At 57.0% G+C, this 19127-nt stretch carries 22 protein-coding genes; 1 reads left to right on the top strand and 21 read right to left on the bottom strand.

Features of this window, described 5'->3' with window-relative positions; translation table 11 throughout:
* Positions 1-47: 47 nt before the first annotated feature.
* From ACPW7J_RS05590 to ACPW7J_RS05565, 6 genes are all read right to left on the bottom strand, one after another.
* The gene (locus ACPW7J_RS05590; RefSeq protein ID WP_425757133.1) at positions 48-1628 is read right to left on the bottom strand and encodes a recombinase family protein; all 1581 of its coding nucleotides are present in this window, start codon (positions 1626-1628) and stop codon (positions 48-50) included.
* Positions 1564-2985 carry a recombinase family protein gene (locus ACPW7J_RS05585; protein WP_425757131.1) on the bottom strand — a complete coding sequence of 474 codons (1422 nt, stop codon included), beginning with the start codon at positions 2983-2985 and terminating at the stop codon, positions 1564-1566. The genes ACPW7J_RS05590 and ACPW7J_RS05585 overlap by 65 nt, the downstream gene beginning before the upstream one ends.
* Positions 2986-3012: 27 nt before the next feature.
* Complete coding sequence (locus ACPW7J_RS05580; RefSeq protein WP_425757129.1) at positions 3013-3204, bottom strand: SHOCT domain-containing protein; 192 nt, start codon at positions 3202-3204, stop codon at positions 3013-3015.
* Positions 3197-3592, bottom strand: a complete 396-nt coding sequence (locus tag ACPW7J_RS05575) for a sigma factor-like helix-turn-helix DNA-binding protein (RefSeq protein ID WP_160219661.1) — start codon at positions 3590-3592, stop codon at positions 3197-3199. Before ACPW7J_RS05575 ends, ACPW7J_RS05580 begins: the two co-directional genes overlap by 8 nt.
* A gap of 122 nt (positions 3593-3714) precedes the next feature.
* Positions 3715-5148: an N-acetylmuramoyl-L-alanine amidase gene (locus tag ACPW7J_RS05570; RefSeq protein WP_425757127.1), complete on the bottom strand. Its 1434-nt coding sequence runs from the start codon at positions 5146-5148 to the stop codon at positions 3715-3717.
* A gap of 2 nt (positions 5149-5150) precedes the next feature.
* Positions 5151-5570 carry a phage holin family protein gene (locus ACPW7J_RS05565; protein ID WP_425757125.1) on the bottom strand — a complete coding sequence of 140 codons (420 nt, stop codon included), beginning with the start codon at positions 5568-5570 and terminating at the stop codon, positions 5151-5153.
* A gap of 250 nt (positions 5571-5820) precedes the next feature.
* On the opposite strand from ACPW7J_RS05565, the gene ACPW7J_RS05560 reads away from it, so the two are divergent.
* On the top strand, positions 5821-6192 hold the full coding sequence (locus tag ACPW7J_RS05560) for a SymE family type I addiction module toxin (protein ID WP_425757124.1): 372 nt from the start codon (positions 5821-5823) through the stop codon (positions 6190-6192).
* Positions 6193-6278: 86 nt separating this feature from the next.
* Here the strand turns inward: ACPW7J_RS05560 and ACPW7J_RS05555 are convergent, their stop codons facing one another.
* From ACPW7J_RS05555 to ACPW7J_RS05485, 15 genes are all read right to left on the bottom strand, one after another.
* Positions 6279-7673, bottom strand: coding sequence for a hypothetical protein (locus ACPW7J_RS05555; RefSeq protein ID WP_425757122.1), 1395 nt, complete (start codon positions 7671-7673; stop codon positions 6279-6281).
* A complete protein-coding gene (locus ACPW7J_RS05550; protein WP_425757120.1) occupies positions 7670-9562 on the bottom strand; it encodes a hypothetical protein in 1893 nt (630 codons plus the stop codon). The genes ACPW7J_RS05555 and ACPW7J_RS05550 overlap by 4 nt, the downstream gene beginning before the upstream one ends.
* 39 nt (positions 9563-9601) lie before the next feature.
* On the bottom strand, positions 9602-9964 hold the full coding sequence (locus ACPW7J_RS05545; RefSeq protein ID WP_160219667.1) for a hypothetical protein: 363 nt from the start codon (positions 9962-9964) through the stop codon (positions 9602-9604).
* A 6-nt stretch (positions 9965-9970) separates the two neighbouring features.
* Complete coding sequence (locus ACPW7J_RS05540; protein WP_425757118.1) at positions 9971-12907, bottom strand: phage tail tape measure protein; 2937 nt, start codon at positions 12905-12907, stop codon at positions 9971-9973.
* A 97-nt stretch (positions 12908-13004) separates the two neighbouring features.
* Complete coding sequence (locus ACPW7J_RS05535) at positions 13005-13169, bottom strand: hypothetical protein (protein ID WP_425757116.1); 165 nt, start codon at positions 13167-13169, stop codon at positions 13005-13007.
* Positions 13166-13543, bottom strand: a complete 378-nt coding sequence (locus tag ACPW7J_RS05530) for a hypothetical protein (protein ID WP_016283825.1) — start codon at positions 13541-13543, stop codon at positions 13166-13168. The genes ACPW7J_RS05535 and ACPW7J_RS05530 overlap by 4 nt, the downstream gene beginning before the upstream one ends.
* Positions 13540-14139, bottom strand: coding sequence for a major tail protein (locus ACPW7J_RS05525; RefSeq protein ID WP_016283824.1), 600 nt, complete (start codon positions 14137-14139; stop codon positions 13540-13542). Before ACPW7J_RS05525 ends, ACPW7J_RS05530 begins: the two co-directional genes overlap by 4 nt.
* A gap of 3 nt (positions 14140-14142) precedes the next feature.
* A complete protein-coding gene (locus tag ACPW7J_RS05520; protein ID WP_425757114.1) occupies positions 14143-14460 on the bottom strand; it encodes a hypothetical protein in 318 nt (105 codons plus the stop codon).
* 7 nt (positions 14461-14467) lie between these two features.
* Positions 14468-14851 (bottom strand): HK97 gp10 family phage protein, encoded by a 384-nt coding sequence (locus ACPW7J_RS05515; protein WP_425757112.1) that lies wholly within the window; start codon positions 14849-14851, stop codon positions 14468-14470.
* Positions 14851-15192 carry a phage head closure protein gene (locus tag ACPW7J_RS05510; RefSeq protein ID WP_425757110.1) on the bottom strand — a complete coding sequence of 114 codons (342 nt, stop codon included), beginning with the start codon at positions 15190-15192 and terminating at the stop codon, positions 14851-14853. Before ACPW7J_RS05510 ends, ACPW7J_RS05515 begins: the two co-directional genes overlap by 1 nt.
* Positions 15192-15467 (bottom strand): head-tail connector protein, encoded by a 276-nt coding sequence (locus ACPW7J_RS05505; RefSeq protein WP_425757109.1) that lies wholly within the window; start codon positions 15465-15467, stop codon positions 15192-15194. Before ACPW7J_RS05505 ends, ACPW7J_RS05510 begins: the two co-directional genes overlap by 1 nt.
* A 33-nt stretch (positions 15468-15500) precedes the next feature.
* On the bottom strand, positions 15501-16721 hold the full coding sequence (locus tag ACPW7J_RS05500; RefSeq protein WP_425757107.1) for a phage major capsid protein: 1221 nt from the start codon (positions 16719-16721) through the stop codon (positions 15501-15503).
* Between the two features lie 16 nt (positions 16722-16737).
* Positions 16738-17565: a head maturation protease, ClpP-related gene (locus ACPW7J_RS05495; protein WP_425757105.1), complete on the bottom strand. Its 828-nt coding sequence runs from the start codon at positions 17563-17565 to the stop codon at positions 16738-16740.
* A complete protein-coding gene (locus ACPW7J_RS05490; protein ID WP_425757103.1) occupies positions 17465-18811 on the bottom strand; it encodes a phage portal protein in 1347 nt (448 codons plus the stop codon). Before ACPW7J_RS05490 ends, ACPW7J_RS05495 begins: the two co-directional genes overlap by 101 nt.
* A 74-nt stretch (positions 18812-18885) precedes the next feature.
* Positions 18886-19071, bottom strand: a complete 186-nt coding sequence (locus ACPW7J_RS05485; RefSeq protein WP_016213938.1) for a hypothetical protein — start codon at positions 19069-19071, stop codon at positions 18886-18888.
* Positions 19072-19127 lie beyond the last annotated feature (56 nt).

Raw genomic sequence — 19127 nt, 5'->3', positions numbered from 1 at the left:
AAAAAGACACCCGGCCGAAGCCGAATGCCAGTTTCGCCATTATTCTGTTATGCCTGAATCTCCGTCCCATCGCGGAAGGTGACCGTGATTTCCTTTTTCCTGCCGACCGTCACGAAGTCCACCATGCAGCCCCAGAGCCGTTCGTCAAATTCTGCGATGGAGCCGTCCTGCTTTTTCAGCATCCTGATAAAGTCCACCAGCCTTTCGCTCTGCGCTTCCTTGGCGGAGATGGCGGCTGCCACCTCATCGTACCGCGTCTTTGCCGTTTCATACCTCTGAACCAGTCCATCGTATCGATTCTGGTACTCGTCCTGGTCCTGCGCGATGCGGGCGTTTTCTGCTACGATGCTCTTCGTCATCTCCACCAGTACCAACATCTCGTCCTCCAGCTTCTGCCTTTCTTCCCGCAGGGAGTCGGTAGCGCAGAGCGTCCTGCGGATAATCTCCGCATTGGCGATGATCTCTTTCTTCTCGGTCACCAGCTGGTTGTAAGCCGACACGAACGCCGCCTTGACCTCGTCCTCCGTGACGTGGGGAGTCCCGCATTTCTCGCCATTGTACTTGCGGTTGCAGCGGTAGATGACCTTGCGGTACCGGTCTGTGGAATGCCAGACCTTCGAGCCGAACCACCCGCCGCAGTCGGCGCATTTTATCTTGTTGGAGAAAATACTCACGCCGCTGTAGCGTGTGCCGCCTTTGCTTCGTCTCGCAAGCTCCGCCTGCACCATATCGAATACAGCGGGACTGATTATGGCTTCGTGGTTTCCTTCCACATAGTACTGCGGCACCTCACCCTCATTCTTCTTCATTTTCTTCTGCAGGAAGTCTACCGTGAATTCCTTCTGCAGGAGCGCATCGCCTTTGTATTTCTCGTTCGAGAGCATCCTGCGAACCGTCTGCTGGTTCCACACGTCCTTGCCGCCGGGCGTTTTGATGCCCCGGTGCGTAAGTTCCGCAGCGATGGAATGCGGCGTCATGCCTTCAAGGAACAGTCGGAAAATCAGCCTCACCACTTCCGCCTGTTCAGGATTGACCACAATCTTTCCTGTCTCTTTGTCCATATCCAGTCCCATGAAGCGGCTGTAGGCAAAGCTGACCTTGCCGTCCGCCATGCGCTTGCGCTGTCCCCATGTGACATTCTCGGAAATGGAGCGGCTCTCTTCCTGTGCAAGGCTCGACATGATGGTGATAAGCAGTTCACCCTTGGAGTCAAATGTCCAGATATTTTCCTTTTCAAAATAGCACTCGACGTTATGCTCCTTCAGCTGCCGGATGGTGGTCAGGCTGTCCACCGTGTTCCTTGCGAAACGGGAGACGCTCTTGGTGATGATAAGGTCGATTTTCCCGGCAAGGGCATCGGCGATCATTGCTTTAAATCCCTCGCGTTTTTTGGTGTTCGTCGCAGAGATACCTTCGTCCGTATATATGGCTACAAACTCCCAATCGTCCCGGCTCTTGATGTAATTCGTGTAGTAATCGACCTGTGCCTCATAGCTTGTGGTCTGTTCCTCATGGTCAGTCGAGACACGGGCATATCCGGCGACACGCCGTTTCTTTGTGCTGTTAATTGGTGCCGCTGTGTAGCGGCTGATCGTTGGCGGAATTGTCGTCACTTTTCTTTGTGTCATGCATCTTCCCCTCCTTCCGTTTCACATACTCATTGAAGCCCATGCCCGTGCCGTTCCTGCCGCCAGCATAATTATATTCGCTCCAGAGTGCTTTTCTCTCAGGTGTCCACATATCTCGTTTCGCTGTGGTTTTCCATTTCGTTTCAATGGAGCTTCCATCGTAAAAATGGAACTCCATCGTGTCCGTGCCAATAATTCTGACTTGTTCAATCCGCTCCGAAAAGATGTTGGCATCGAATTCATCAAGCCCCAGCACATCACAGCAGATACGCTTTAGCTGCTCCTCCGGCACGTCCTTTGCACCGCAGCTTAACTTGCGCCTGCCTTTTTTCGAGCCGCAGATCCAGAGGACATACTTGCCGCGCTTTCTGGCAGAGCGGACATAACTCCGTCCGCAGTTCCCGCATTTGATTTTCGTGGAGAAACATGAAAGGTTCAGAGCCTTGTTCGCAAAGCAACCTAATTCTTTCCGTCTCGCAATCTCGGACTGGACATAATCGAATGTCGCCTTGTCAATGATGGCGGGATGCGTGTCCTCCACATAATACTGGGGAAGCTCGCCGTGGTTCTTTTTCCGCTGTTTGGAAATGGGATCAGCAATGAACTCTTTCTGCAGGAGAAGGTTTCCCGTGTATGTGATGTTCGTCAGCACCACCTTGATGTTGGAATCCACCCAGCGGCATCCCTCCCTCGTGGTGATGCCCTCGGCTGCAAATTCCCGCTCTGTTTCCAGTCTCGACTTACCGTCCAGGAAATTCTGGAAAATCCGTCTCACAATCTTCGCTTCCTCCGGCACGATGACCAGCTCGTCACCTTCCCAGCGGTATCCATAGACGCGGAATTTCCCATTCGGTATGCCCTTTTCAAAGCGTTTTCTTGTTCCCCACTTCACATTTTCAGAAATGCTACGGCTCTCTTCCTGCGCAAAGGATGCAAGGATAGTGAGCATCAGTTCGCCGTCACCGCTCATGGAATTGATATGCTCCTTCTCGAAACGTACTTCCACACCAATGTCCTTTAAGTGCCGCACCGTTTCCAGCAAATCTACCGTGTTTCTTGCAAACCGCTGAATCGACTTTGTGAGGATGATATCAATTTCGCCGTTTTCAGCGGTTTCAATCATCCGCCGGAATTCGCTTCGCTTGGCCGTCCCCGTACCGGAAACTCCATCATCCGCAAACACGCCCGCGTACTGCCAGTCAGGATTTTTCTGTATCAGGGAACTGTAGTAGCTGATCTGTGCGGAAAGGGAATGGTTCATGCGCTCTGATTCCATTGAAACACGGGCATAGGCGGCGACTTTTTTCTTTTCTTTTATGGTCGGCAGTGTCTGCTCGACCTTTGTTATTTTCGCCATAAAATCACTTCCTTCCGCTGCTATACATCACTCTTTTCGCCCCAAATAGCAAGCGGATTCGGAAAATAATGTACCCAAAGTTGGACGGTATTTCTCAAGGAAAATTGTATCAATCTGACGATACTCATCCTCCGATATAAGCCCATCGGAGAGCATTTTCCGGGCAAGGTGCATGGTGGTCTGGTACAGCTTTTCATTTCTGAATTCTTCCTTACTCATCGCCATCTCCAAACCTGTGCCTGATATAACAGACGCGTCCGCAATATTTGCGGTTTTTGCTTCCATAGGCTTGAAACTGCCTGCCGCAGCACTCACATTTGTAACTGTAGACCGCCTTTTTGTTGACGGCTTCCCTATGGCTGTTCCACCATTTCATCCTGCACACATCAGAGCAGAATTTCTTTTCCCTCGCCCCTGCCGGCTGTACGATAGGCTTTCCGCAGCATTTGCAGTATGACGAAACGGTTTCCCTGGAAGTATCCTTGCACCGCCTATAAAAAGATTTGACCGTATTTATGGAAAGTTCCAATCGGTCTGCTATTTCCGAATATGTGAGTCCCTCGGAACGCAGCGAAATAACATCTGATTTTTGTTCTGCCGTCATCATAGGCACCTCCACGCTCTTGATGTGTCTATAGGCAAAAGAATACGGCAGAATCCGAAGCGCTGTTCAACGAAAAAGAGCCGCAGGCATTTGGAATCTATCCAAATACCTGCGGCTCATAAGATTTATTTCAATAATTCATTTACTCTTTTCTGCACTGTCGAATAATCGTAACCTACGGCAGTCAGCCTCTGCTTACGTTCCGCTCCGTTGCCCCACTTGCCCTGAATTACCTCGTGGGCAATGGCATCAACAGACTTCTTTGCGGATGGGTCCGCAGGATAGATTTTGCTGCCGTTCCTGTCAAACACGGAATGCCCCGGATTATCATCCGCGCATTTCTTTGCGTTCTCCAGCGACTTGAACGCCCCTTTCTGCGAGGAAGCGTCTGCCCACGACTTCCGGACGCGGTACCATCCCTCATCTCCTACAGAGCCGGAAGATACACCGCCAGCCATTCCAAGGATGCCTTTCAGGATGGCGAGGATCTTCTCCCCATAGCTGGCTCCTGCCGCCCATCCTTTCCCATGCGGGTTCTCCTTCTGCCCAAGCCACTCCACATATTCCGCACAGCCCCTCGTGACATACTTGAAACGCGGGTCAATGCAGGCGTTCTTCAGCGCATCCGTGGAGGCGTAGGCTTTCAGGTGCTGCACCTGCGCCCGGATGCCAAGCTGCGGCGTGCCGAAGGAATTCCCCTTCACACCATTGGAAGTCACGCCCATGCCGCAGAAATTGTTCTGGGAAAGCGTGATCGCAGAGCCGAAAAAGGTGAAGTTCCCTGTCTCAAGGCAGGACTGCGCAAAGGCAATGTCGCCCCTCACGCCCTCTGCCTTGCCCTCCGAAAGATACAGCGGAACCATATCGAGGACGGACTGCGGCACTTTCGGGTTCTTCGCCTTGAGATATGCCTTCATCTGCTCCGCAGTCGCCACGGCATTCCCCATAATCTTTGTGTATCCGTCCGTTCCGGAGGATGCGCCGCCCATTGCCGCCTTGACCGCTTTACGGAATCCGTCCATGGTGTACCCCATCCCAAGCTGCGTCCACAGATGCTCCGGGTCGCCGTGGTTGCTGGCAATGCCCCGGCTGTGGCCTTCCCTGTGGCTGATGACCACACCGTCCGCCAGCGGGTCCAGGCCGTATTTCTTGCAGAGCATTGCGAACAGCCCCACCGCCGCCTTATAGGTTCTCTCTGCCACCGCTTTTGCCTCTGTCAGATTGGAACAGGTAAAGTTGGAGCCTGCCGTGTATTTGATACACGCAGGCTCGCACATCTCCACCCCGATATGGGTATTGTTCCCGCTCCCTTTGCTCCCGCTCCCGCAGTGCCATCCCCTGTGGTTCCAGGGGAGCGTCTGGTACACCGTCCCGTCGTTTCCGTCAATAAATCCGTGGACGCAGGAACTGCCGTATGACGGGCTGTTCCACGAACTGATGAAGGCGGACGCCTTCGGCTGCGGGCAGCCCACGGAATGGAGCATCAGCCCCTTGACCGTGATCTTCCGCCCTGCCGTGTAGCAGGGGTTCCTTGTCAGGATGCTTTCCACAAGTTTCATCCTCACTCGTCCCCCTTCCCGTTCTCCGCTTTCTCATGGAGCTGCGCCAGGATGTCCTTCAGCTTTTCCGGGATGGGAAGCCCCAAGTGTCCGGCGTTCTCCAGGAGGCTCACGCCCTCATTGGAGATATAGAAAAAGATGATTGCCGTCCGCAGCACGGAGCCGCTCCCGATGACCTGCACATCGAGGATGTTGGCGATCCCCACCAGCAGGAAGACCAGCACCTTCTTTGCGATGCCCCTAAAGCCCACCTCGCTGGACAGTTTCTTATCCGCTGCGGCACACATCACGCCCGTGATATAGTCCACCACGACAAAAACGACGAGCGCGTACAGCAGGCCGTCACAGCCGCCCAGGAACCAGCCGAGCCATCCCCCGATGGCCGTAAAGATGAGTTGGATCGTGTTCCAGAATTCCTTCATGTTGAAACCCTCCTTTAAATGATTTTTTGTATGAAAAAAGCGGGTGTCCGCAATGGGCATCCGCCAGTTTCCGTGGAACATTTATTTGTGTCGTTTACACAAGTATCTGTGGGAATCTTTGTCACATTTATGCCTCCCGTTTCCCTTGCTATTTCACGGCTTCAGAGTGATTAATAACACTACCCGAAGCCCCGCCTGCCCGGAAAACGGGCGGCGGCAGGGGAAAATAAAAATCCAAGGAGGACACCCTATGAAGACAAAGAACATCAAAGTCGTTTACACCTACCGCCACTACCAGAGCGGCGGCACCCTGCATACCGGCACCGGCCCATGCACCGCAGTCCCGAAGATACAGATGGAAGGCCACTGGCTGGAAGCCCTCGGCTTTTCCATCGGTGCCCCGCTCATCGTGGAATACGAGGAGGGCTCCATCCACATCCGCACCCTCACAGCCGAAGAGCTGGCGGCAAAGGAGCAGCGGGAGGCACAGGCGGAGCTTGAAAAAAGGATCGCGCAGCTTGAGCAGATGAAGCGCGGCATTGAAGCCGAAGCCGCATCCCTCTCCATGGTCGCGGAACCGTCCACAAGATACGCCGCATCTGGACCGGACTCCCGGAACTAAAGAAACGCCGCACGCCGGGGTTCCCGGCACACACCACCCTTTTATCACGGCAGGGGAAACGCATCCCCCTGCCGTAAAGCTGTCCGTCACGCCTCCTCCGTCAGCGTGTAGGTGATCTTCATGGTCTTGTTGGCGTCCTTCACCACCGCCGAGGACAGGTTGTTGATGGTGGCAAGGTACGGCGTCAGCAGGTACATATGGCGGTACTCATTCCCATAGCTGCCTCCCCACCCCACAAGGAACTGCTTGTGCTGGAACAGCGGCGTTGCCGCGCTGCCGAGCCTCGCGCTGCCCTGGGTATGGATGACCGTGTCGCCTGCCGTGACCTGGAAGTCCCCGCCGATGATGAGGTCGCCGATCAGCGTAAGGTACAGCTCGCAGGTCGCGGACTCGCACAGCGGCTTCATCTTGGATGTGAAGCCGAAGGCGACCAGCGTCACGTCTGCGGAATTCGCCACGTTTATCTTATAGATGCCCTTTTTGTCATACGCAGGGACATACAGGTATCCATTCCGTATACAGCACCGGCACACCCTCTTCGGGTAGCTGTCGTCCATGTCCCGCTCCCCGACCGTCATCAGCTTTGCGTTGGACAGCGTCCACTCCCCCTCCGTCATGGAATAGTCCGCCTTGGATATCTTTACCCACAGCATCTTTGCGTTCCCGGAGGAATTCCCCTGGTTGGAGAAGCCGTACCAGTACCCGTCCTTCCCGTCCAGGAATTCCCCGTACTTCGTGTAGCTGCCCAGGAACAGGAAGGTCTCCGCCGGCACGGCGTGGTCTTCCAGCACCGTGTATGTGGAATCGTCCAGTTTCTCATTCAGCCCGATGGTGAAGATGGGGATGCGGACTTTCCGTATCCGCACGCTCGAATCCGCAAAGGTGATGGAATACAGCAGGTCATTCCCAAAATCCACCTCCGCCGCCTCGAACAGCACCGCCTGTTTCGCTTTCCCAAGGTCGCCAATATCCAGTTTTTTTATCTTGAGGAACGTGCTGGCGTCCCCCACCAGGCTCCCGTAGGCGTTCTGCCCGCCCTGGGCGCTGGTCAGCGCCACCGCCGCGATGGTCCCGTTCCCCTGGCTGGGCGTGAACTCCCATACAAATTTATAGCCGTTTTCTAACGCCTTGCTCTCCGTCTGGTTCATGCTGCCCCTGGCCGTGTTCGCCGTAGTGTTCACGTTATTGGAGGCATAGGCCACCGGGAGGTTATCCGACATCTCATAAATGTGTGCCGCGTCTTCTTCCAGCGTTTTGGGGAAGAGCAGGATGCCCCCGACCATGTTCGGGCAGATGGGGAGCATCGCCCCGTTCCAGCTAAAGACATCCGCCAGGTCCTTCTCGGAATAGAACACGCCCATGGGGTTCATGCCCAGGATGTCGTTCACCGCCTCCGTCACCATGTTCTCTTCCGTGACTGTTTCCACTGCCCCCGTGGTTTCATCCGTAAGTTCCAGTACCATCGTCCCTTTCAGCTTCATCCTGTCCCCTCTCCTTCCTGCGGCAGCTCCACGGGCTTCCCGAATGCGCCGATGCCCGCCTTCCCGATGCTGTCCGAATAATACTTCTTTACCAGCTCCATTGTCTCAAATCCCATCTCCCCGGAGAACGCCTTCGCCTGCAGGCCGCCCCCGACCGCGAACGGCTGCACATATTCCTCTACCGTGATGGTGCCGTCCCACGCCGCGCCCGCAGCCATGCCTTGGCCGCTGATGGAGGCGATGCACCCGCCCGTATCGATGGCTGCCGTCCCTCCTTCCATCCGCAGGTGGACGCTGAAGGTGTTCGTGATGTTCGGCACAAGCCCGTCAATCGGATAGTACAGGGAAAGGATGTGCTTCCCGCTCCCCCAGGTCTCCACCGGGTAATGGATGAGGATCTCGGAATCGTTGAATTCATAAGTGATATACGCCACTGCCTTCCCGTCTTCCGTCCATGTGACCGGAAGCTCCACGTCCACCGTGACGCTTTCTGTATCTGCCCCCTGGCCGCCGCTGCCATCCCCGGTATCTGTTCCGGCATCCGCGCCTGTTCCTGTATCCCCGCCGCCCCCTGCCGGGAACGGGACCACGATGCTCCCTTTCGCACTGGCAGAACGGCTCACCTGCCCTGCGGACACATCCACCAGCACCTGCCCGAAAAACTGCACATGGGTCTCCTCCTTCGCCGCGAACTCAATGCTGATGATCCGCACATTGGTCTCCGCCACCGTATAGGCGGAGGCGTTGGTAAAGGTGTGTATCCCTATCCTCCCCGCCTCAATCTGGTTTAGGAGGCCGGAGATGTTCTTGTCGTTCTTCGATTTCGCCTGCGCCAGCCTTGGGTTCTTCCCCACGCATTTCAGCGTGTGTTTGCCGCCAATCCTGCAGTTGGAGGAAGTGATGCAGGCGGTCTGGCTCCCGTCCGCCTGCCCGCCCGTGAAGGTCAGCACGTCCCCCAGATCCAGCGCCGGGTTGCCGATGGTGCTGGAATCGAAAGGCACATAACTGACCACCGCCAGGTCATTTAAAATGTTCCTGCAGAGCTGCCCCCGCGTTTCCTCCAGCCCAAACTGCAGGAGCGGGTTCACCGCCAGGTTCATGGTCAGCCCGTCGTCCGGCTCCAGGGCGTAATACTCCGCCGTCTGTGTGCGCAGGTTCGTGGAGCTGACCGCCGTGTACCGGGTGATGAAGTCGGAAAAGCTGCTGGTGAAGCGGTGCCTGCTCTTTACCTCCATCACCGGCGACCTCCCGTACTTCCGCAGTTCCAGCTTCCCCTCCCGGCTGATGCAGAAAAAGCCGCCAAGCACCTGCCCCACGAAGTACAGCACATCACGGTACGTCTCAATGTCATTCTCCGGGTAGATGGAGAGCAGCTCCGTGCCGTTGGGCATCCCCTCAATCTCTGCCTGCGTATGCGCCAGCTCCACGGCACAGGCTTTGCAGCATAGATCCAAAAAGGCGTAGGCATTGCCCACAGTCTCAAAACCGTTGAAACTTTTCTCAAAGCGGAGCATATAGTCGTAGGCTTTCAGCTCCAGGCAGTGCGCCGTCCGGTTCGCCTCGCTGACCTCGAAGATGCCCATCGGCACTTCCTCGAAGCTCCCGTCCGCAAGCCGCAAATGGTAGGAAAGCCGCACCTCCGCCCCTTCCAGCGTGTAGCGGTCGATCTGTGAAAACAGGGTGATCCCCACCTCTGCGGCATACACCGTGCCTAATTCGATCTCCGCGCTGCCGCAGCACTGTGCCGTGATGTACCCGCTGCCCTTCACGATATCTCCGTAAACGAACGGATACACAGCGCCGCCCTTTGTCGTGATCTGCCCCGTCCAGTAATAATTCCGTGTGTTCTCCTGCACTGCCTGCAGGAACGCCTCGCTCACCGGATACATCCGGATGCCACCTCCTCCCGCCATGCTTTCCCTGCATTCTTATAATTCTTTCAGCGTGAACGACACCTTCCACAATCCCTTATAGGACGTGTCTTTCACGAGGCTTGCCTTATAGCCGCTGATGAACATTTCCGTCCGCTTTATCTCCAGCGTCTCCGCGTCAAAATAATCCACAGTCAGCTTCTCTTTCTGTTTAAACCCTGTCAGCAGTTTCAGCCACTTCGGGGAAACGGAGAAAGCGGCGGGGATGGAGACCACGCCCATCCTCACCACGTCCCTCTGCGTGGTCCCGGCCTCCGTCTCGCCGCCGGAATCCGCTTCCACGTCCGCCATCTGCACCTCGTAGGAGTCCGGCAGGGGCAGCGGCATCCCGTCAATGGTTAAATACTGTATATATGCCATGCCGCCTTACCTCCCTCCCGACCTTAAGTTCTGCCTTGCCTGCGCGTCCACCACCACTTCATCCAGCAGCGTCCCGCCCACATACACGGGGATGCAGATGGTCCCGCCGCCCGCCATCTCCTGCAGGCCGGAAAGCATCTCCCTAAGCCCTCCGAGCAGCTCGCCCACGGAAGGATCCCCGGAGGAATCCCTGCCGCCCTGCATCCCCTGGACAGCCGCCTGCGGCTGGAGCATTAAGTCGGACGCCACCCCGGACACGGCCTTCTTCACCATGCCCCGGCTCTTTTCGATGCCCTTTGCCAGCCCGGACATGAAGTCCGGCATCCAGCTCTCGTAATCCGTCAGCGGCCCCTCGTCCGGCACGGAGAAGTGCAGGAAGGAGCGTATCTTGTCCGCTACATCCGACACCGCATTTACCACGTTGCCGATGGCGCTGCGGATGCCGTCCGCGATTCCGTTGATGAAGTCCTTCCCCCATTCCAGCGCCTTCCCCGGCAGCGAGGTGATGAAGCTGATGGCGGACTGGAACCCGGACTGCACCACGCTCCCCAGGGTGGAAAGCGCAGAGCGTATCCCGGACACCATGCTTTTGAAAGCGTTGACTGCCGCCTGTTTCAGATTGGACGCAATGGATGACACTAAGTTTTTCAGCCCGTTCCAGGCGGACGAAGCTGTATTCTTGATCGCCGTCCAGATATTGGCAATCGTAGTTTTCAGCCCGGTAAGCAGGATGGAGACGTGGTTCGCAAGCCCCTGCGCCAGCGAGCCGACCACCTGCCTGATGCCGTTCCAGATATTGGACGCCGCATTCTTGATGTTGTTCCAGATGTTGGCGGCATCCTCCTTCAGCTTTGTGAAGTTCCCGGTCACCAGGTCGATGAGCAGAAGCACCGGCCCAAGCACCACGTTCTTTATCAGCTCCCATGCCCCGGAAGCCGCTGTCTTTATTCCATTCCAGATGCCCTGCAGCGTCGTGGAGAGGTTCTCCCAAAGGGAGCGTATCATGTCCACAATGCCCGTAAGCACGGGATTGTTTATCATATTCGTCCAGATGTTGCTGAAAAAATCGCCCACGGACTGCCACAGCCCGCTCCACCACGCCGGGATTCCTTGGAAGAACGACACAAGGGAATTCCAGGCATTGGGTATGGTTTCCGTGAAAAACGAGCAGATGACTTCCCAGGCAGAAACAAAAAATTCCTTGATCTGCGTCCAGATGGCATTCACCGCCTCCCGGAACCATTCGCATTTGTTATACAGCACTACGAGGATCGCCACCACTGCCGCAATCGCCAAAGGCACCCACCCGATAGCCGCCACCACGGCGGAGACCGCCGGGATCACCGTCCCGGACACAAAAGCGATCACCCCGGAAATGGCGCTGGCAATCTGCGGCACCACGGTCATAATTGTTCCGACTGCTCCGACCACTTTTCCGATGACGATTAGGACAGGGCCGAGCACCGCAGCCACAAGGGCCACCGTAACGATGATCTTCTTCGTGCCTTCGTCCAGGCTGTTCAGCCAGTCCACAAGCCCCTGAATCCACCCCACGATCTGCCGGATGTAGGGCATCAGGATTTCCCCGATGGAGATGGCAAGCTCCTCAAGCTGGCTCTTTAAAATCGTAAGCTGCCCCGCAAGGTTATCCTGCATGGTGGCCGCCATCTTCTCCGCCGTGCCGTCGCAGTTGTTGATGGCGCTGTTCAGCTTTTCAATGTCCCCCGGAGCGGCGTTCATCACCGCAAGGAAGCCGGACATGGCGTTCTTCCCGACCAGAGCCTCCGCATTGGCGGCCTTCTCCGACTCGGACATCTGCGAAAATGCCGCACGGCAGTCTGCCAGGATGTCCCCAAGGCTCCTCATGCTGCCGTCCGTGTTCGTGGTCTGGATGGTCAGTTCGCCGAAAGCGTCCCCGACAAACTTCACTTCCCCGGTGAGGTTCGTCATCATGGAGCGCATGGCCGTGCCTGCCTGGGAGGACTTGATGCCCGCGTTCGCCATCAGGCCGATGGCTTCCGCTGTATCCTCTGCGGAAAAGCCGAGCGCACCCGCCACGGGCGCACAGTATTTGAACGTCTCACCCATCATGCTGACGTTCGTGTTGGCGTTCGAGCTTGCCGCCGCAAGGATATCCGCAAAATGCCCGGAATCCTCCGCCGACAGCCCCAGGGCGGTCAGCGCGTCTGTCACGATATCGGAAGTCATGGCAAGGTCCTCCCCGGAGGCTGCGGCAAGGTTCATGATGCCCTCGATGCCGGAGAGCATATCGTTCGTCTTCCAGCCCGCCATGGACATGTAGTTCATCGCTTCAGCGGCTTCCGAAGCGGAGAACTTGGTCTTGCTGCCCATCTCCCTTGCCTTGTCACGCAGGGCTTCCAGGTCTTTCCCTGTCGCCCCGGACACGGCCGCCACCTGGCTCATGGCGGAGTCGAAGTCGGATGCCACCTTCACGGCAGCCACGCCAAGCCCGCCCACCGCCGCAGTGACGGGCATCAGCTTCTGCCCCACGCCCTCAATGGCGGAACCCACGGTCTTTAACTTCTCCCCCGTGGCGGCAATCTTTTGTAAAGCCACGGCAGACTGCCCCGCCTGCCGCTCCAGGTCGCGCAGGTTGTTTTCGGTTTCTATGATCTCCCGCTGGAGGGCGTCGTACTGGCTCTGTGAGATTTCCCCATTGGCAAGGGCCGTGTTCGCCTGCTCCGCCACCGTTTTCAGCGTTTCCAGCTTCTCCTTCGTTTCCCTGACCGCATCCCCAAGGAGCCGGTGCTTCTGCGCCATCAGCTCCGTGTTGCCGGGGTCGAGCTTCAGCAGCTTCTCCACGTCCTTAAGCTGCGACTGCGTGTTCCGTATCTCCGTGTTCACGCCTTTTAGGGCCGTCTGGAGCTTCGTGGTGTCGCCGCCGATTTCTACCGTAATCCCTTTTATCCTGTTTGCCGCCACACCAACACCCCCTTAACGGCACAAAAAAAGCCCGGCTGCCCAGGCGTAAAAGGGGACTGGAATACCGCCGCCAGTCCCGCATACACATATTTTCCGGTTAAAATAAGTCAAATTCGTCCTGCCCCGCGATGATGGAATAGTCGGCGCTGTCATTGCTGCTCTCCGCATACATATCGTTGATCATGCCGATGGTCAGCAGGTCCAGATCCCGGATGGAGATGCCGAGCTGCACACACCGCAGCAGGAACAGCGGCGTGGTCATCGGGCGGTCAGTTGCGCGAAGTTTTTTTTAGCCTCCACATCGGTCCTCACGTTCAGCCCCCACAGTTCGATGAGCTGCGGCAGCACCTGGTAGATGGAGAACGTGCCGAAGCCGTCCAGCCATTCCTCCGGCGTGTCCGGGATGGAAGGGTCGGCGTGCTTCGCCATGATAAAAGCGATGTTCTCGAACAGCTCCAAAGAAAACAAATCCAGGCTGGAATTCTCCTCATCGCTATTCCCAATGCTCTTTTCCAGCGCGCTCAGGTCTTTATAAATATCCCGGTGGAACTTGATCCGGTAGATGCGCGGCACAGCCGCCGATGCCCGGAACGGCACTTCCTTCCCGTCAATCTCGATCTTCCTCGTCATGCTCATACGCTTTCCTCCCCTCCTTCATCTGATGCCGTGGGCATATACACCGCCTTGTACCAGTCCTTATAGACCGTCTCATCCGTGGAGTCCCCGGTCTTCGCCTTCACCATCCCGTCCGCCAGCGGCGTGGCCTTGACGGTCAGCGTCTCCGTCTGCACCTCCCGGCTCTCCTCATTGGTCTTTCCCTCAATGCCGGGGCGGGACGCAGAACAGTTGTAAAGGACGTGCCGGATGTGCCGCTGGTCGCCGTCAAACTCAAAGAGCAGCGCAAACGCCGCAAGCTCCGCCGAGGCGTTCTCGATCAGCACGCCCTTGCTGTCCAGCTCCTCCCTTAAAGCATCCCTGCGGAATGACTCCGGGATCATGGCAAGCTCCAGGTCGCCGTCATAGCCCATGTTATTGTTGATGACATAATAAGCCGTCCCGTCCGCATAGAAATTCTCTGGCTCGCCATTGGCGTCCAGTGAGATGGACACTGAGCCCGGCATCGGGACGGGCGTGCCGTAGGAAACCGCCCCGTCCTCCGAAATATTGAGCATCGCATAATGCGTATTTTTAAGGTTGTATTTCACTTTGTTCTTTTTGCTGTTATTTGCCATCTGTCATGCCTCCCATCCAAAAATATACAGAACTTCGTAGAGCCGCTCGCTGCTGATCCACGTTTCCGATTTATTATAAAAAACCTCATACGCATCCAGCACATCCTCCACCTGCTCCTCCAGCTCCGGGTCTTTCTTATCCGTGTAAATTTCCAGATGCACGCTTGCGCCCTTGTGGTACACCTTCCCGTCCGCCGCAAAGTTATCGCTCCCCGGCAGGAGGTAGCACAAAAACGGCGGCTCCGGCGACTCCCCCTCCGCGAAATGGTCATAGGCGAAAGGCAGCCCCATCTCCGCGATCATTTTTACAAGCCCTTCCAAAATAACCTCACCCCCTTAATGCCTTTTCAATCTCCTGCTCCAGCGTCCGTTCCGCCCGTTCCTCCGCAGGCGCAATGTGCGTCCTTCCGGGAACGCGCCCGCCGCCCCGCTTCGCATGGCCGAACTCCAGAAGGTGCGAGAGCTGGTAGCGGTTCCGGGAATGCACCACCAGCTCGATGGAGTTGGAAGTCTCCTTCACGTTCTTCACACACCAGCTTTTCGCATAGGCGCCCGTGTCCTTCGGTGCGCCCGCCTGGATATCCTTTTTCACGGAATTCCCCGCTTTCTTCACCGCCTTTTTCAGCTCATCCGCCGCAAGATCCGCATACTCCGTCAGCCCTTCCATCACCGCGGCCGCAAGCTGGTCAATCCTTACCCTGTCTGACATCATCACCGCCCCGCTTTCTCACATTTGAATTTCAATGCCCGTTTCTTGTTGTTCAGATGGTCTACCTTCAGAATGTCGTAAATGCCGCCGTCCCACAAAATACGGAAACCTGTGGTGTCCACGGCCTTCAACTTCCTGCAGAAACGCACCGTGAAGCTGATGTCCGGGTGCGCCACGGTCTGCCCCGCCGCCTCCGATTCCACAGAGGACTTCCCCAGGGAATCGCTGACGGTGGCATGGCAGGAATAATAATCCGTCCACACATTTTCATTGTTCCCGATGGCATCGGACACCGTTTCATTTTTCTGGAACATAATCCGCACGTTCATTGCCGCCACATCCATCAGAACGCCTCCTTCCTTGCCCCGGAGAGCAAAGCCCGCAGGGTGAGCGTGAGGGCGCGGTGGTCTGCCTCCTCCCGGTGTTCGTAAAGGTAGGCCGCCGCATACAGCACGGAGACTTTTGCGTTCTCCACAGCAGAAAACTCTTCCATTGAATCCATCCGTGCCACGTCCATGCAGAGGCGTTCCGACGCCCCGATGATGCTTTCAATCAGGGCGTCGTCCTCGTCATAGTCCACACGGAGGTAATTCTTCATCTCGTTAAGCGTCACCACCATGCCGCCACCGCCTTCCATCAAAATCTGTATTTTTTATGAGCCGGATGCCGCTTTCTGCACCAGCACCTTCACCGCTTCCGCAAGGATCAGCTTGCCGTCCACACGCTGCGTGGCGAGGAAGCCCACCTGCCCGGTCGCCGCGAACAGCTCGTTCAGGCGCTTGAAGCTGCGCCCCTGCCGGTCGGCAATCCAATAGTAGCTGAAATCACCGAAGGCGATGGTCTTTGCGCCCGCGGCCATGGCCGGCATATACGCCGAGGTCTTGATGGGGCGGCCTAAGATCATGTCCGGCGTCCCGGCTGTCAGGGACGGCTGCCACAGGTACTGCCCGTTATTGTCCTTCAGCTTTCGGATGGCCTTGATGGTGGAATCATTTAACACCCACACGGACTTCCTGCGGTACGGGGCTTTCAGCGAATAGAATAAATCCATCATCTCATCCGCCGTCACGGCCGTGGCGGATGCGGCGGTCGCGCCCGTTTCCGCGCCGCCTGTTGCCGCAAGCACGCCCAGGGGCTTGCCCTTGCCGTCCCCCGTGAAGAACGCCTCCTCTTCCCTCGCCCCGATCCTGCGGGCAAACTCGCGGGAGATATAGGACTGCAGGTCAAACACGCTGTCGTTTAACAGCTCCTCGGAAACCTTGATCATCGTCCCCAGCTTATATGCCCCGATGGAGACCTGCCCAAAGGCATCGTCGCTTTCCGGGATTGCACCCTCCTCGTCAATCCAGGACGCCGTGCCTTTGCTTGCCACCACCGGGATCTTGCGGTCGCCGCTGGAGGTCTTGATGACCTTCGCCATCTGGCGGAAGATGTTCTCCTCCTCCAGCGCCTCCACCAGCGTCCTCTCATACTCATCCGGCACCAGGTAGCCGCCCTCGGAATCCGTGCCGACCTGCAGGGCATTGGTGACTTCCGGCATCGGCGCCTTGGAGCGCATCACATTCCAGAAATTCTTCCGGTAGTCATCAGACGCGCGCCCGGTCTTATCCTCCGTGCCGTCTGCCCCTGCCTTTCCGCCCGGCTTCCCCGTGAGGGGCTTGTTCACCGGGCGGTCCAGTTCCGCTTCAAGCGCCTCCTGCCGCTCCAGCCTTGCGATCTCCTTCCCAAGGTCTGTGATCTCCTGCTCCATCCTTGTGTATGCGGCGTCATCCTCTGCGGAAAGGGTGCCGTTCTCCTTCCTGTGGGAATCTAAAAACGCCTTTGCCGCCTCCCATGCCTTCGCGCGTTTCTCACGCAGTTCAAGAATCGTCATAATGGAATCCTCCTTCTCATCGCTTTAATAAGTTAAGCCGCTCCATGAGTGCGTCCACGGAACGGCCGGTTTCTGTTTCCGGTTCGTTTTTCCCTTCTGGTGCAGGGATTCTTGCCTGCTCCCCGACGCCCGCCTTCGGCTTTTTCTCCCCGTATTTGGCAATCACTTTATTCAGCAGGGCGTTGTCCGCCGCCCTGCGGGAAAACAGCATGGAGCTGTGGGCAGAAGGGGATTTCTTTTCTTCCCCGTCCGTATTCCCCTCGCCTTCCTCCGGTTCCGTTTTTGCCCGTGCCATGATGTCATCCGCAAAGCCAAGCTCCACCGCCTTGTTCGCGTCCATCCAGGTCTCCGCATCCATCAGGTGTGACAGCTTCGGTCGGGAAAGCCCGGTCTTTAACACATAGGCGTTGATGATGGACTCCTTTACCTCGGAGAGCATATCCATCGCTTTCTGCATCTCGGCGTGGTCGCCCCATGCCATGGTAGCGGGGTTGTGGATCATCAGCATCGAAACCGGGGATACCAAAACTGTGTCGCCCGCCATGGCGATCACGGATGCCGCCGATGCAGCGATGCCGTCAATCTTTACTGTGACTTTCCCTTTGTAGCCCGCGAGCATGTTATAGATCTGTGCCGCCGCCACGCAGTCGCCGCCCGGTGAGTTGATCCACACGGTAATATCGCCCGTGCCGCTGTTCAGCTCATCCTTGAAAAGCTGCGGCGTGACGTCATCGTCAAACCAGCTATCTTCCGCGATGGTGCCGCTCAGTTCCAGGATGCGCTCCTCCGCCCCCGTTTCCTGGTTTTTCGCCTTCTTCCAGTTCCAGAACTTCTTCGTTTTCATTGGGTTCCTCCTTCCCTTTTTGATATGCCGCCCCGGACATGGAAAGCGGCATCATGTTCCCGTTGATGAGGTACAGGTCGCCGCCCACTTCCTCCGGGATGCGGTCAAGGTTCTCCAGCTCCCGGATGTCGTTTGCCGACATCCACCCGTTCTGCCGCCCCACAGCATATCCGTTCATGCGGCTCTGGTAATCGCCCCGGAGCAGGCCGTCCACGTTGAACTTCACGAAATACTTCTTCTTTTCCTCCGCCGTCAGCAGCGACCGCGCCATGGACTGCTCCCACCTTGACACCCACGGGTCGAGGGTGTATTTCACGAACTCAAGGCTCTGCTGCTCGATGTTGGAGAAGCTGCTCTTTTCCAGGTCGCCCACCATGTGCGGCGGCACACGGAATATCCGTGCGATCTCATTGATCTGGAACTTCCTCGTTTCCAGAAACTGCGCCTGTTCCGGCGAGATGGAAATCGGAGTGTATTTCATCCCCTCCTCTAAAACAGCCACCTTGTTGGCGTTGTGGCTGCCGCCGAAGGTGGACTGCCAGCTCTCACGCACACGGCTTGGGTCTTTGATGGTTCCCGGATGCTCCAGCACCCCGCTCGGCTGTGCGCCGTTGGCGAAGAACTTCGCCCCGTACTCCTCGCAGGCTATCGCCATGCCGATGGCATTCTTCGCCATGGCAATGGGGGAATAGCCCACCAGCCCGTCAAAGCCAAGGCCGGGGATGTGCATCACCTCCGTGGGCGGCAGGATTACCGTGCTGCCCTTCACCGTGGGCGCGTCCTCCATGCTGACTGTGTATTCGTAATAGAGCTGCCCTTTGGAGTCCCGCTCCACGCCCATCCGGTCCGGCATCAGCGGGTACAGCCCAATGACCTCCCCTTTGCCGTTGCGGATGATCTGCGCATAGGCGTTGCCCCACAGGAGCAGGTGCGTCATCAGCGTTTCACGGAAAACGAAAGAAGTCATCTCCGGGTTCGGTTCGTCATGGAGTAAAAAATACAGCGGGTGTTCCGCTGCCTTTTCCTTCCCACCGTCCTCCGTGTACTTATAAAAGTGCAGCGGCAGCCCCGCCACCGCTTCTGAAAGAATCCGGACGCAGGAGTACACCGCCGTCATCTGCATGGAGGTGCGCTCGTTCACCCTTTTCCCCGATGTGCTGTTCCCAAGGAAAAAGCTGTAGGCGCTTCCCGACGTGCGGTTCGTTGGCGCGTCCCTCGCCCGGAACAATCCGCTGAATAACCCCATAAATACCACGCTCCTTTCCAAAAACGGACAGCCAAAAGGCGCCGCCGAAGCAGCGCCCCCTGTGCCGTCCTGTCTTAGCCGTTTACCGATGCGACCTCTAAAACCGTGTCTCCGTTGTGCGGGTATGCCCTGACCACCTCGCAGTCGCGGTAGAGACCCATCTCGTAGATCCCATAAACCTCATCCCCAAGCTCCGCGTCGTAGATCCGCATCCTGGACTCCTTGATCTTGTGCTTTGCGATAAATTCGTGTACCTTCATGTGCGTTACCTCCGTTTTGTTTTTTCCCTTTCGGTAGTACACATATTCGCTCTGAA

The sequence above is a fragment of the Ihubacter sp. rT4E-8 genome, assembly GCF_049852125.1.
Taxonomy (GTDB): Bacteria; Bacillota; Clostridia; order Peptostreptococcales; family Anaerovoracaceae; genus Senimuribacter.
Note: the sequence above shows the minus strand (reverse complement) of the source record. Positions and strands in the feature narration are given on the sequence as shown.